The sequence below is a fragment of the Butyricicoccus faecihominis genome (assembly GCF_014648015.1).
Classification (GTDB): domain Bacteria; phylum Bacillota; class Clostridia; order Oscillospirales; family Butyricicoccaceae; genus Agathobaculum; species Agathobaculum butyriciproducens.
Window position 1 is genome coordinate 106,850 of the sequence record NZ_BMQH01000007.1, and the last position, 14,274, is coordinate 121,123.

Annotated in this window: 13 protein-coding genes; 2 read left to right on the top strand and 11 right to left on the bottom strand. The window is 55.8% G+C overall.

Going from position 1 to position 14,274, the window contains the following annotated elements; genetic code table 11:
- Positions 1 to 177: 177 nt before the first annotated feature.
- Positions 178 to 729 (top strand): DUF3877 family protein, encoded by a 552-nt coding sequence (locus tag IEY11_RS08405; protein ID WP_188886289.1) that lies wholly within the window; start codon positions 178 to 180, stop codon positions 727 to 729.
- A 56-nt stretch (positions 730 to 785) separates the two neighbouring features.
- Here IEY11_RS08405 and IEY11_RS08410 read toward each other — a convergent pair whose 3' ends face one another.
- The 8 genes from IEY11_RS08410 to rsxC all read right to left on the bottom strand — a co-directional run bounded on the left by IEY11_RS08410 (position 786) and on the right by rsxC (position 8,230).
- Positions 786 to 1,994, bottom strand: a complete 1,209-nt coding sequence (locus IEY11_RS08410) for a peptidylprolyl isomerase (protein WP_188886290.1) — start codon at positions 1,992 to 1,994, stop codon at positions 786 to 788.
- Between the two features lie 593 nt (positions 1,995 to 2,587).
- Positions 2,588 to 3,001: a Mini-ribonuclease 3 gene (locus tag IEY11_RS08415; RefSeq protein WP_110435483.1), complete on the bottom strand. Its 414-nt coding sequence runs from the start codon at positions 2,999 to 3,001 to the stop codon at positions 2,588 to 2,590.
- Positions 3,001 to 3,909 carry an RnfABCDGE type electron transport complex subunit B gene (locus IEY11_RS08420; RefSeq protein ID WP_188886291.1) on the bottom strand — a complete coding sequence of 303 codons (909 nt, stop codon included), beginning with the start codon at positions 3,907 to 3,909 and terminating at the stop codon, positions 3,001 to 3,003. The genes IEY11_RS08415 and IEY11_RS08420 overlap by 1 nt, the downstream gene beginning before the upstream one ends.
- Before the next feature lie 15 nt (positions 3,910 to 3,924).
- Entirely contained in the window at positions 3,925 to 4,539 is a 615-nt protein-coding gene (locus tag IEY11_RS08425) for an electron transport complex protein RnfA (RefSeq protein ID WP_201309104.1), read from the bottom strand.
- Positions 4,540 to 5,163: an electron transport complex subunit RsxE gene (gene rsxE / locus IEY11_RS08430; protein ID WP_161273576.1), complete on the bottom strand. Its 624-nt coding sequence runs from the start codon at positions 5,161 to 5,163 to the stop codon at positions 4,540 to 4,542.
- Between the two features lie 14 nt (positions 5,164 to 5,177).
- Positions 5,178 to 5,786, bottom strand: a complete 609-nt coding sequence (locus IEY11_RS08435; RefSeq protein ID WP_118360072.1) for an RnfABCDGE type electron transport complex subunit G — start codon at positions 5,784 to 5,786, stop codon at positions 5,178 to 5,180.
- A gap of 3 nt (positions 5,787 to 5,789) precedes the next feature.
- On the bottom strand, positions 5,790 to 6,803 hold the full coding sequence (locus IEY11_RS08440) for an RnfABCDGE type electron transport complex subunit D (RefSeq protein ID WP_110435488.1): 1,014 nt from the start codon (positions 6,801 to 6,803) through the stop codon (positions 5,790 to 5,792).
- Positions 6,804 to 6,817: 14 nt separating this feature from the next.
- Positions 6,818 to 8,230 (bottom strand): electron transport complex subunit RsxC, encoded by a 1,413-nt coding sequence (gene rsxC, locus IEY11_RS08445; protein ID WP_117750996.1) that lies wholly within the window; start codon positions 8,228 to 8,230, stop codon positions 6,818 to 6,820.
- Positions 8,231 to 8,690: 460 nt separating this feature from the next.
- Between rsxC and IEY11_RS08450 the strand changes: the two genes are divergently transcribed.
- A complete protein-coding gene (locus tag IEY11_RS08450; RefSeq protein WP_188886292.1) occupies positions 8,691 to 11,699 on the top strand; it encodes a heavy metal translocating P-type ATPase in 3,009 nt (1,002 codons plus the stop codon).
- Between the two features lie 145 nt (positions 11,700 to 11,844).
- Here IEY11_RS08450 and IEY11_RS08455 read toward each other — a convergent pair whose 3' ends face one another.
- The 3 genes from IEY11_RS08455 to IEY11_RS08465 form a co-directional block, all read right to left on the bottom strand.
- The gene (locus tag IEY11_RS08455; RefSeq protein WP_117491843.1) at positions 11,845 to 12,696 is read right to left on the bottom strand and encodes a helix-turn-helix transcriptional regulator; all 852 of its coding nucleotides are present in this window, start codon (positions 12,694 to 12,696) and stop codon (positions 11,845 to 11,847) included.
- Positions 12,697 to 12,715: 19 nt separating this feature from the next.
- Positions 12,716 to 12,892: a hypothetical protein gene (locus IEY11_RS08460; RefSeq protein ID WP_158578246.1), complete on the bottom strand. Its 177-nt coding sequence runs from the start codon at positions 12,890 to 12,892 to the stop codon at positions 12,716 to 12,718.
- 144 nt (positions 12,893 to 13,036) lie between these two features.
- Positions 13,037 to 14,056 carry a Gfo/Idh/MocA family oxidoreductase gene (locus IEY11_RS08465; RefSeq protein WP_118728742.1) on the bottom strand — a complete coding sequence of 340 codons (1,020 nt, stop codon included), beginning with the start codon at positions 14,054 to 14,056 and terminating at the stop codon, positions 13,037 to 13,039.
- Positions 14,057 to 14,274 lie beyond the last annotated feature (218 nt).

Below are 14,274 nucleotides of genomic sequence, written 5' to 3' on the forward strand. Positions count from 1 at the left end.
GCTTACCCGCCATTTTATTCGGATAAGCGTCATGGAATTATATTATATCGAATTTTCCGGAAATATGCAAGCATATTCGTGCGTATTCGACACTTTTCCGGCATTTGACGGGATATTGCGCGTTCTCTTATCGTATGCTATAATCGTATAGAATCAAAAACTATCGAGGTGTTCTCTATGAACTCTGTGAATTATAAACGACTGGAAAAGAGCCTGACCGACGTCATCCAGGAAGCACAGATCAAAATCGGCTACGACCACCACCCGATCACGCTGTATTATCCCACGGAATCCGTGGCGCGTCTGCTCGGCACACCGGAGGAGGACGCGGACAACACCGAGCGTGCGCTCGCTTCCCTTTCCGCGCACACCGCCGGCACGCTCGGCGCAATCCAAGTCATCCGCGATGACAAGCGCTTCTGCTTCCACATTTCCGCAGAAGGCACACAGTATGTGCATGAACAGCTGCCGGAACCCGCGTTTCTGCGTGCATTTCTGCAGGTAATGCGCGGTCTGACGGTCAGCTTTGACGATATTCTTGCGGTGTTCCATCAGTTTTCCGACAAGGTGCACTGTGAGAAGCTCGAGGGCAACGAGGAGTTTGACTACCTCGTGTACTTCGAGGACGGCACACCGGACAGCTACCGCTACTGCATCAAGCTGGATGATGACGGTGATGCCGTCTATCACCGCTTTACGCCAGAGGATTATGCGGCGTTTGGCTTCTAAACCTCACGCAGACATGAAAAAGGACGCTCCTTGAGCGTCCTTTCTGTTTTGCGGTTTTACTGAGCGGACTCGGTAGTAGCCGTCTGCGCCTCGTCAGTCGAGGACTGGCTGTCGGTCGAGGTCTGGTCTTCGCTCTGCGCGTCCTCAGTCTGCGCATTGCCGTCATCATCCGATGTATCGCTGTTCAGAACAGTCTGCACGTCAGCCGGCAGATAGTCCTTGGTGTTATCATAGGTGATCTCATCGTAAGCATCGGTGGTCTGGATGTCAGCCTCGTCGATCCACTGCTGCATCATCTCGTCGATCGAGCCGGCAGTGCCCTTTTCGGAAGCAACCGCTGCGATGATCGCGTCGCGCATATTCTCGAACTCATCCTGATTCAGCTCGCAGCGCTTGATGATGTGGTAGCCGTACTTGCTCTTAACCAGGCCGGAAACTTCGCCTTCCTGCAGCGCCTTGGCAGCGTTGTAGAACTCGTCTACCATTTGACCCTCGGTGAAGGTATAGCCCTTGGCATACTGTGCTTCGCCTGCATCCTCGTTCTTCTCGGTCAGCAGCGCGTCAAAGTCCTCGCCGTTGTTCAGGCGATCCAGAACAGCCTGTGCTTCCTTCTTCGCTTCCTCATCGGTGCGGGTGGTCTCGCCGGTGGACGGATTCGTAGTCAGAATGAGGATGTGCTTTGCAGTGATGTAGTTGTCATCGAAATACTTCTGCAGCTCGTCATCACTCGGAACATTTACGCCGTTCTCACCGAAGTAGTAATCCTTCAGCACCTGTGCGCATGCGCTGACATACTGGTAGTTATTGTAGTTATCCATGTCAAAGCCGATCGAAGCCAGGCGCTGCAGATAAGCGTCCTCGCCGCCGAGCTGCTCCGCATTCTGCTTGTTTGCCATAACAATGTTCTTCTTCTGGCTGTACGACAGGGACAGACCCAGCTCATCCATCTTCTGCTTAACGATATGGATCAGAGCGACCTGCTGCTTTGCGGACTCCTTTGCGGCATCTCCGAATGTAGACGCCATATTCTTCTCAGAGAGACCGTACATAGCGTACATCTGCTGATAATTGATGATCTGGCTCATCATATAGCTTGCATACTCATCTGCGTGGATTTCCTCACCGTTGACCGTCATAACGACCGGTGCATCACTTTTCAGCTCCTGATAATCCACCACAAAGGTGGATGCGCCGTATGCAGTTGCGCTCATAACGACAGCCAGCATAACGACCAGCGCAACGATGCGCTGCACTAACTTGCTCATATTACTATGCTCCCTTTTCTGTATTTTACGAACGCTATCAGTATAACACTATTTCGGAACAGGCACAAGCGAAAACACAGAAACATCACAAATTTCGCTGCCCGCTGGGGACGCTGCCCGCTGGGGCACAAGGATGGACACCAAGGTTTCCACCCTTGTGAATCCCGCTTCCTTTATTCCTAATCTGGCGCAGACCAGAGACCGGCGACCGCTTCGAGAAGGAGAACGGCAGTCGGGTTACTCTTGCGTATCTTTCGTGAAATATTCGCGGCTCACAGATAGCTTACTGCTACACAGGCGGTTTACTCTCCGCAGGCGCGACACGAGGTGAATTGCCCGAAAGGCAAGAGAAGGTCCCCTGGGGGATACCCGTGTCGCGCAACTCATTGGCCTGGCAGCTACAGACAGCACCTGCGAATTTCATCTGATGATAAATGTTATACCGTAGGGTGCGCCGACTCGGCGCACCTTTTCTAACGAAAAAACACCCGTAAAATGCAAAAATGGAGAATGAAAACCATCTGGTCAATTCTCCATTTTCCATTCTCAATTACTGCAAACAAAAAGAGAACCGCTTCCGCGGTTCTCTTTGCTCATTTTGCGTCAAACCCTTGACAGATAACCTCAAACAGCTCATTGATACGCTCATAGCGTCCCTTGAGGTACAGCCAGCCGAACAGCGCCTCGAGTGCGGTCGCGTAGGCATACTCTGCCACGGAGGCCGACTTCGGCACGGATTTCGGCTTTGCGTTTCGTCCGTGACGCAGAACGGTCTGCTCGTCTTCATCGAGCATAGGCTGAATGCGCTTTACCGCTTCCGCCTGCGCGGACGCACGAACGAGCTGGATCGTACGGCTGTGCAGGTTTTTCGCGGTCTGAGTGCCGCCGCACGCCAGATGCGTGCGCACGAGTATCTCATAAACAGCGTCGCCCACATGGGCGAGTGCAAGACTCGTCATGCGGGCGATCGCAGCGTCATCCAGCACAGGGTGCAGATGATCGGTCATTACTTGTCCTCAGCAGCCTTTGCTTCAGCGGCCTGCTTTGCAGCCTCAGCCTTAGCCTTGGCAGCAGCAGCCTGCTTAGCCTGCATTTCCTTGAACTTGGCCTTCTCTTCCTCGGTCGGAACCGGCTCGATGCAACCCTTCGGGCAAACCTTGGTGCACATCTTGCAGTTCTTGCACTTGTCGTAGTCGATCTTGGCAACGCCGTCTACTACGTGAATTGCATCGAACTTACAGGTCTTCTCGCACATCTTACAGCCGATACAGCCGTTGGAGCAAACCTTCATAACCTCCGGACCCTTGTCCTTGTTCACGCAGTTAACGTGAACCTTCTTGACCTCGGATACCAGGTTGATGATCTTCTTCGGGCAGGTGGAAACACACTTGCCGCAGGCAACACACTTGTCGGTATCAACCTTTGCAACGCCGTCCACAATGTGGATTGCGTCAAACGCACAGGCCTTTACGCAGGAGCCGAGGCCCATGCAGCCAAAGGAGCAAGCCTTCGGGCCGCTTGCTACACGCATTGCAGCGTTGCAGTCCTGCAGACCCTCGTAGTTTGCCTTGTCCTTTGCGTTGCAGCCGCCGTTGCAGTAAACGTGTGCAACCTGACGGTCGCCGGCAGCAACCTCAACGCCGAGTACCTTTGCGATCTTCTCAGCCGCAGCAGCACCGCCGACCGGGCAGCCGTTTACCGGTGCACGGCCCTCTACGATTGCAGCAGCCAGACCGTCACAGCCCGGGAAGCCGCAGCCGCCGCAGTTAGCGCCCGGCAGGCACTCGCGTACCAGCGGGATGCGCTCGTCAACCTCTACGGCGAAAACCTTAGCGGCAACGCCGAGCAGGATTGCGAAAACGATACCCATGATGAACAGTACCGCTACCGCGTAAATAACATTTTGCATATCCATTTCTTGTGTCCTCCCTTACCAAATCGACAGGCCGGAGAAGCCCATGAAGGACATAGCCAGCAGCGCTGCTGCAACCAGCGAGATCGGGAAGCCTTCAAAGCACTTCGGGCACTTGGAAGTAGCGTCCAGACGCTCACGGATGGAAGCGAACAGCACGATTGCCAGCGTGTAGCCGACACCGGCTGCAACGCCGTATACCAGAGAGCCGATGAAAGAATAGCTGTTGGAAATGTTGGTCTTAGCAGCACCGAGCACCGCACAGTTGGTGGTGATCAGCGGCAGGAAGATACCGAGCGCAGAGTACAGCGACGGCATAGCCTTCTTCATGAACATCTCGACGAACTGAACCAGCGTTGCAATTACGAGAATGAACGCGATGGTCTGCATGTAGCCCAGACCCAGGGGTTCGAGAATGAAGTACTGTACAGCCCAGGATGCTGCGGAAGCGATCGCCATAACGAAGATAACCGCCATGCCCATGCCGAGCGCGGTGTCAGTCTTCTTGGATACGCCGAAGAACGAGCAGCAGCCGAGGAACTGAACGAGAATGTAGTTGTTGACCAGGATTGCCGCGATTGCGAGCGACAGGATATCGGTCAAGCCCATAGAGGCAGGTAATGCAATAGACATTTACTTGCCCTCCTTTCGAGCCATGATCTTCTGGATCGCAGCCAGGATGAAGCCCATCATGAGGAAGCCGCCGGCCGGCAGGATCATCATGACCATCGGGTTGGAGTTGAAGAACGGAACTGCGATGCCGTTAACGCCGTTAACGTAACCGGACAGGATGGTGCCTGCGCCGAGCAGCTCACGGAAGAAGCCCATGAGTACCAGAGCGAAGGTGAAGCCCAGACCCATTACAACACCGTCGAGTGCGGACGGCAGAACCTTGTTCTTGGAAGCATACGCCTCGGCACGGCCGAGGATGATGCAGTTTACTACGATCAGCGGCAGGAACAGACCAAGGGACGATGCCAGCGACGGCAGGAATGCCTGCATGGACAGGTCGATCATGGTTACGAAGGTTGCGATGATCGTGATGAATGCTGCGATACGGATCTTATCCGGGATAATTCTGCGCATCGCGGAAATAACGATATTGGAGCAGATGAGAACGACGGTAGCCGCCGCGCCCATGCCGATCGCATTCTGCAGAGAAGTGGTGGTTGCCAGCGTCGGGCAAAGACCGATCGTCTGCATGAAAACCGGGTTATCGAGGATAACGCCCGATTTCAGCTGTTCAGAAAATTTCATTTGGCTTTTCCTCCTTAACCCAGAGTAGCGACATATGCTGCCGCAGTATTAACGCCGTCGGTTACAGCACGGGAGGTGATGGTAGCGCCGGTGATCGCATTGATCGTGCCGCCGTCCTTGGTCACCTTGAGCTGACCGTCAGCAGTCTGACCTGCAAACTGGGTGATCCAGTTCGGGTCTGCCTGGCTCTTCGCACCGAGGCCCGGGGTCTCAGCGTGAGAGGTTACCTTTGCGCCTGCAACGGTGCCGTCCGCATTGATGCCGACGATCATCGTCAGGTTGCCGCCGAAGCCCTTCGGCTCTACCTGTACGCAGTAGCCGATCTCTTCGCCGTCCTTGGTTGCCTTGTAAACGCCGTCGATCTGAGCAGCGGTACGGCCTGCCGGCAGGGTTACGCCAGCGGCTGCAACGTCCTCAGCGGACAGTGCGGTGTCGAGATCCTCGAAATCAGCGTCCGGGATGATCTCTGCCATTGCTGCGTTGCGGGTTTCGATACCGTTCTGGGTGATCTTATCCGCGGTTACACCGTTGATAACGCCCAGCAGCAGTGCACAGATGAACGTGATGAGGCCCAGTACGACGACAAGCTGTACGATGCCGCCTTCCTTTTTGCTGTTATCCATGATTTACTGCGCCTCCTTCTTAGCCTTGTCAAGCTGATAGCCGAACTTGCGCGGATGGGTCTTCTTGTCGATTGCCCAAACCAGCGTGTTCATGATCAGGATGGAGTAGGATACGCCCTCCGGCAGACCGCCGAAGTAGCGGATGAATACCGTCAGCAGACCGCAGCCAACGCCGAAGATGATCTGGCCCTTCGGAGTAACCGGGCTGGTAACGTAGTCGGTAGCCATGAAGATCGCGCCGAGCATCAGGCCGCCGGACAGTACCTGGCTGAGCATCCACTGTACGCGGGAAACATCGCCGGACAGCGGGAACAGGAAGGTGATGACAGCAACAGTAAGGATGTAAGCTGCCGGAATGTTGATGGTGATAACCTTGCGCCACAGCAGGTAAACGCCGCCTGCCAGCAGAGCCAGCGCGGAGGTCTCACCGATAACGCCGCCGGTCTGACCGAGCAGCATCTCCAGCAGGCCGGTATCAGCCGGTACAGCACCGGTCTTAAGGGTAGCCAGCGGAGTTGCGGTGGAAATCGCGTCGGTAACGGTTACGTTGCCGAACAGCGGCAGGTTTGCATGCGGAGCAGTCCAGGTGGTCATGAAACCGGCCCAGGATGCCATCATGAACGCACGGGCACCGAGTGCCGGGTTCATAAAGTTCTTGCCGATACCGCCGAACAGCATCTTAACAACGATGATGCCGAACAGGGCACCGAAAGCGCTCAGCCACAGCGGAGCTGCAACCGGAATGTTGAATGCGATAAGTACGCCCGTAACCAGGCAGGACAGGTCGCCTACGGTGTTCGGGTGATGAACGATTTTGTTGTAAATGGTCTCAAACACAAGGCTTGCCACCATTGCGATAACAACATGGATCAGCGCACGAGCGCCGAAGGTGTAAACTGCAACCGCCAGTGCCGGAACAAGTGCGATGAGCACATCGAGCATAAGGCTCCGGGTGTCATCATCCGCCTTGATATGCGGCGAGGAGGTTACGACTACTTTGCTAAGATCATAAGCCATTTTCGTTTTCCTCCTTACTTGTTCTCTGCGGGCTTTTCAGCCTCTGCCTTCGCAGCAGCCTCCGCCTCGGCCTTTTTCTTCTCAGCCTCAGCCTTGGCGCGCTCTGCAGCACGCTTAGCCTGGATCTTGCCCTTGGTCAGACGGAACTGTGCAACCAGCGGGATACGAGCCGGGCAGACATAAGCGCAGGAGCCGCACTCGATGCAGTCCATCATGCCGCAGTCAACGGCGTTGTCCAGATCCTCCTGCTTGCCGTATACATTCATGTAGATCGGCAGGAGGTGCATCGGGCAGGCGTTGATGCACTTGCCGCAGCGGATACACTGGGGATCCTTAACGCGCTTATCCTCATTACCTGCAAAGGCGAGGAATGCGTTGGTGCCCTTGACAACCGGGGCATCCAGAGAGAACTGGGCGTTGCCCATCATCGGGCCGCCGGCAAGGAGCTTGTTCGGAGCTTCCTTGAAGCCGCCGCAGGCATCGATCAGCTTTTCGATCGGGGTGCCGATGCGTGCTTCGAGGTTCTTCGGCTCGGCAACAGCGGAACCGGAGATGGTAACGATACGACGGATGACCGGCATGCCGGTGGTGAAGCGACGGTAAACCGCACCTGCGGTATCTACGTTGAATACCGCGCAGCCGGCGTCTGCCGGCAGCTTGCCGGACGGAACTTCACGGCCGGTGCAGGCATTGATCAGCTGCTTCTCAGCGCCCTGCGGGTACTTGCAGGTCAGCGGATACAGCTTGAGGCGGGAATCGTCCGCGATCAGCTCCTCGATCTTGGCGAAGGTATCCTTCTTGTTTTCCTCGATTGCAATGATTGCGGTCTGTACGCCCATGATGTCGGCGAGCATCTTCAGGCCGCCAATGGTCTCTTCCGGACGCTCGAGCAGCAGACGATGGTCGGACGTGATGTACGGCTCACACTCTGCAGCGTTGATGATGACCGTGTCGCACTTGCCGATACCGGACTGGATCTTGACATGGGTCGGGAAGGTTGCACCGCCATGGCCGACAATACCGGCAGAACGGATGCACTCGATACGCTCCTCATTGCTCATGGAAGCGAAGTCGTAGGGATGCACGGACTCGTGCTTGCGGTCCTCGCCATCATTTTCAATTACGATGGACAGAACCTTGCTGCCGTTCGGATGCAGGCGAGGCTCGATTGCCTTTACCTTACCGGAAACGGTAGCATGGACAGGAGCGCTGACAAAGCCGCCGGCTTCCGCGATAGGCTGTCCCAGGTCCACGGTGTCGCCAACCGAAACGATCGGCTTTGCCGGTGCGCCGATGTGCATGGAAACCGGCAGGATTACCTCATCAGGCAATGCCAGCTTCTCGATCGGCTTGGTGTTTGTCGCGGATTTATAGCCCGGGTCTGCGTGAGTACCCGGGTGTATGCCGCCACGGAACGAATACGCCATTTCTTTCACCTCTCTAATATTTTGCGCAAGAAGAACCGGACGCGCGCCCGGCTTCCTCTTCTTCAGAAATTGGCTGGCTATGCGTGAAGCATAGCCTTACAGTATAGATTATACTGGTTTTTGTACAGTATTGGCAAGACCAAAAGCAAAAAAAAATCGAATAAAATACAGGGAAACTTTGTACATCTTGTTAAGTCTATCATTTTTATCCGCTTTTTCTTTGTGAATAACGCTCGGGTTCGGTCAGTTTAGACGGATGCAGGCATTCTCTTTCCGGCTTGCATTTTTCGCAAAACCGGCTGAAATGCGCGCAAAATGCGAAGTTTTGCCCTCTGCCTTTTGTGCACATTTTTCGTATACCGCTATTGACTTTCCCTTTCTCCAGTTATAATATGAATACATGAACATATGAGCAATCGTTCATATATTATTGACTATCACCGACAGGAGGCGATCCGAAATGGCAGACGAACACAAGCATGAGGATACCTTATTAAATGAAGAAGTGCATGAGCACGAACATCACCATCACGAGCACGATGATGACTGCGGCTGCGGCTGCGGACACCATCACCACCACGATGAGGATGAACATGAACATCACCATCATCATGACGATGACTGCGACTGCGGCTGCGGACACCATCACCACCACGATGAGGACGAGGAGCACGAGCATCACCACCATCACCACGATGACGATGACTGCGACTGCGGCTGCGGTCACCATCACCATCACGACGAGGATGAGGAGCACGAGCATCACCACCATCATCATGACGATGACTGCGACTGCGGCTGCGGCCATCATCATCATCACGACGAGGATGAGGAGCACGAGCATCACCATCACCACGGCGATGACTGCGACTGCGGCTGCGGACACCATCACCACCACGACGAGGATGGGGAGCACGAGCATCACCATCATCACCACGATGACGATGACTGCGATTGCGGCTGCGGTCACCATCACCACCACGACGAGGATAAGGAGCACGAGTACCACCACCATCATCATGACGATGACTGCGACTGTGGCTGCGGACACCATCACCACCATGATGAGGACGAGGAGCACGAGCACCACCATCACGAGCACGCCGCCGGCGCGCACAGCGTCAAGCGCGTTTACACGCTGCAGAATGTCGGCTGCGCACACTGCGCGGCAAAAATGGAGCAGCGCATCAGCGAACTCGAGGGCGTGGAGGACTGCGTTCTCGTATTTGAGACCAAGCAGCTGCGCGTAACCGGCGAAAATCCGGATGCGCTTCTGCCGAAAATCCGTGAGATCTGCTCGTCCATCGAGAGCGACGCCAAGGTCATCGCACCCAAGCCCAAGCACTACGGCAAGGACGGTCAGCGCGTTTACACGCTCGAAAACCTCGGCTGCGCACACTGTGCCGCCAAAATGCAGCACCAGATCAGCCAGCTGGACGGTATCGACGATTGCGTGCTGGTTTATGAGACCAAGCAGCTCCGCGTAAAGGGTGACAATCCGGACGCGCTGCTGCCCGAAATCCGCAAAATCTGCTCGAATATCGAGAGCGAGGTCAAGGTCATCGCGCCCGAGGAGGAAAAAGAGGACAAAGGCGGCAGCCATCCGCTTGCAGAAATGCTGATCGGCGCGGGTCTGTTTATCGCAGGCGTACTGGTTCCGGTTACGGCGGTCAAGATCATTCTGCTGCTGGCAGCATACCTGCTGCTCGGACGCCATGTCCTGCTGACAGCTGCGAAGAACATCGGCCGCGGTCAGGTATTTGACGAAAACTTCCTGATGACCGTTGCAACCATCGGTGCATGGGCGGTCGGCTCGTTCGACGAGGCAGTCGGCGTTATGCTGTTCTACCGTGTCGGCGAATACTTTGAGGATCGTGCGGTTGACCGTTCGCGCAAGCAGATCATGGATGCGATCGACCTGCGTCCCGAGACGGTAAATCTGGTCAAGGACAACGGCGAAATCGAGGTTATTCCGGCCGAGGACGCACAGGAGGGCGACATTGTTCTGGTGCGCCCGGGCGACCGCGTTCCGCTGGACGGCGAGGTTGTCGAAGGCGAAAGCCGTCTGGATACCTCGGCTGTCACCGGTGAGCCGGTTCCGGTTCGTGTCGCTGCCGGCGACAAGGCAACCTCCGGCTGTGTCAACACCGACGGCGCAATCAAGCTGCGCGTCACCCACATTCTCGCTGAGAGCATGGTACAGCGCATTCTCGACAGCGTGGAGAACGCAGCGGCCCGCAAGCCGAAGATCGACCGCTTTATCACCCGTTTCTCCCGCGTTTACACCCCGGCTGTTGTTGCGATTGCCCTGCTGACCGCCATTATCCCGAGCCTTGTTACCGGCGAGTGGCACAAGTGGGTCTACACCGCGATGACCTTCCTTGTAATCTCCTGTCCGTGCGCACTGGTGCTCAGCGTACCGCTGACCTACTTCTCCGGCATCGGCGCAGGCTCCAGACGCGGTATCCTGTTCAAGGGCGGCGCTTCTCTGGAAGCACTGAATAACGTTAAAACCATTGTTATGGATAAGACCGGCACCATCACCAAGGGCAACTTTGTAGTACAGAAGGTCGTTCCGGCGCAGGGCGTTCCGCTCGATGAGAATGAGCTTCTGTGGCTGGCTGCCGCCTGCGAGGGCGCTTCCACCCACCCGATCGCCAAGTCCATCATCAACTCCTACGAGGAGCGCAAAACGTCCGCGGCAAAGGCCGGCGACTTTTCTCTTGTTGCCGTTGGTGCAACGGTTGAGAACATCCGCGAGCAGGCCGGCGAAGGCATTTCCGCCGAGTTGGAAGGCAAAACCATACTCTGCGGCAACGTAAAGCTGATGGAGCGCAATAACATCGACCTTTCCGGCTACCACGGCACCCCGGGCAGCACGGAAGTGCTGCTGGCGATGGACGGTCACTTCCTCGGTCATGTTGACATTGCCGATACCATTAAGGCAGATGCCAAATCCGCAATCAGCCGCATGAAGGCTCAGGGACTCACCACCGCCATGCTGACCGGTGACGGTCAGGCCAGCGCGGATGCAGTCGCACAGGAAGTCGGTATCGACGAAGTGCGTGCCCGCCTACTCCCGCAGGATAAGCTGTCGGCGCTGACCGATATCCGCGAGAAGTGCGGTGCGGTTATGTTCGTCGGTGACGGCATCAACGATGCCCCCGTACTCGCCGGTGCAGACGTCGGCGCGGCAATGGGCAGCGGCGCAGACGCGGCAATCGAGGCCGCAGATGTGGTGTTCATGAAGGCCGACCTGACTTCCATCCCGATCTCGATCAAGATCGCCCGCAAGGCGAATATCGTCTCCAAGGAGAACATCGTGTTTGCACTTGCGATCAAGATTCTTATTATGCTCCTCGGCCTGTTCGGCATCGCATCCATGTGGCTGGCCGTATTCGCTGATACCGGCGTGGCTATGTTGTGCGTGCTCAATTCGATCCGCATGCTGTATATGAAGACCGAATAATGCATACTCTTTGCACATTTTATATAGAAAGACTCCCGTCCGATTGGAACGGGAGTCTTTTGTATACCATATCGTCTGTGCTGATACGCAGGGTTTTCGCCCGAGAGGCGAACGGCAAACCACCGTTTACACCCGGCAAGCAAACTCATTTGTGGAAAACATACTCTTTTCTGAAAGTCCTCGGCGCCATACCCACCGCCTTGGAAAACTGCGCATTGAAATGGCTCGGGTTGTCATACCCCACCTGCGATGCAATCCGTGTTACCGGCAAATCAGTTGTGATAAGCAGCGTCTGCGCTTCGCCAATCCTGCGGCGCAGAACATACTGCAGCGGCGAATATCCGGTCACTTCCTTGCAGATATGCGCCAGATAGTACGGACTGACGTGCAGCGCATCCGCCATCTGCTGCAGAGAAAATTCGTCCGCAAAATGCTTGTCGATGTAGTCCTTGATGCGCTGTGCAAAAGCGTTGCCGCTGTGCGTACTGCCCTCGGCTGCGGTCGCGCGGAACTGCTGCACGAGCGTCAGGATCGCAAGTAGAAGATGATGCGCACCGTCGTCGTTGCCCTCGGTCAGCTCATCGTAAAGCACGTCGTACAGATGCTCCAGCCGCACGGTCTGCGGCTCGGTCAGGCGGCACACCGGACACGAATCCTCCGCGATCAGCGTATTTTCGCGCAGTCCGGGCACAGCCAGTCCGCCAAGCGCCAGACTTGAGGTTGCTACCGGACGATCCGGTCCGGACGGCTCATCGTGCACGACGCGGCTGTTGAAGATGAACAGATCGCCGCGGCGTGCCTCATACGGCGTGCCGCCGACAAAATAGCGGCTCTCGCCGCCTCGCACGAGCACGATTTCCACTAAATCGTCATGCGCGTGCATAACGCGCGGATGCGCCGATGCCTTTTCATCTGTGCGGCTGACCGAAAACAGACGCGGCATCTGCGTCAGGCCGAATGGCGCTTCATATTCCTTTTTCACAAAGCATTGAATCATAAAAACGCTCCTTTTTTCCTCAATTCTGCGGCAAAAGCGCCCTTCTGCGGCGGAGATAGTATCCGCAGCCCACAAAATCCGCGAGAAACCAGCCGATCGGGATAACAATCCGGATACCGACCTCACCGACCGGCCCCGCCAGCGCAAACCAGATCAAACCTTTGGCGATACTGCCTTTTGTCAGATCGCGGTACATAGAATCACCTGCATACTAAGATAAATTCATTATAGCGCTCCTGTGACGAAAACTCAATGCAGCGCTTCACCCGCTGCAGCCCGGCAGGGCTGCGGATAACAGAAAGCCTGCCACCTATGGTGACAGGCTTTCTCTATGCTGATTTTATCGAATCGGCAGCATCTTGCCGGTCTCAAAGGACTCCTTGCAGCGGTAAGCAGCCTCGGAAACGGCGGTGCCGTCATAAACGGTGAGGTCAGTCGGCTTGGTGTTGTCGCGGACATGGCCGGTGAAGGCAACCATCTCGGCTACGAAAGCCTCGTGCCAACGGCTCATGAAGTCCGGATAATACTCCTCGCGGGAGCCGTGCTCATCCACGATATTCAGCAGGTTCTTTGCGCCGACGTTTGCAATGCGCAGCGTGCCGTGGGTGCCGATAATCTCGGTCTCGACATTGCAGCCTGCGGCATGGGTGCGGTTAGTGAACATAAAGCCCATTGCGCCGTTCTCCATCTGGATGGTAGCAGCTGCGTTGTCCGCATCGTTCAGCTCCTTGTACAGGTCGAACTCGAATACGCCGCCGATTGCCCATACATTCTTGACATCCGAGCCGGTGAACCAGCGGATGAGGTCGATATCATGCACGCACATATCGAGGTACTGACCGCCGGAGTGCGGTGCAAACTTGAGGGTGGACTCGATAGTGGAGCGCGGGTCCTGCGTGTAGGAACGAACCAGAACTACCTTGCCGATATCGCCGTTGTCGATCTTGCGCTTTGCCTCGGCGTAGGACTTGTCAAAGCGGCGCATGAAGCCAAGCTGGAAGATCAGGTCGGGATGTGCCTCGATGACCTTCTCGGCAGCCTTGCACTGTGCAACATCCGTGCCGAGCGGCTTCTCGCAGAACACATGCTTGCCGTGGTTCATGGCAATTTCAATCTGCTGGCAGTGCAGGAAGGACGGGGAAACGATAACGATCGCGTCCAGCTCCGGATTCTTGCACATTTCTTCAAAATCGGTGTAAGTATTCGGCACGCCGAGCTCTGCCGCAACTTCCTTTACGCGGTTCGCATCTACGTCGCAGATGGCTGCCAGCCCACAGCCCGGAACCTGCGTTGCAAGGTTCTTTGCGTGCTCATAACCCAGACGACCCAGACCTACCGAACCAACCTTAACAGTTTTCATGGTATATTCTCTCCTTTTATATGTAACTCTCTCACTCTTACGCGGCGGTTTTGCCGCTCTCCATTTGATGATTTTATTGTAGCGTTTCGGGAGCTGAAAAAACAGAGCATTCTTGCGAAAAGAACGCCCCTATTTGCGGGATATGAGCGGGACTCCCGGGCAAACTTTCAAATTCTTGCGGTCGATGTAAAAAGGCAGACCCGACGGTCTGCCTTTAC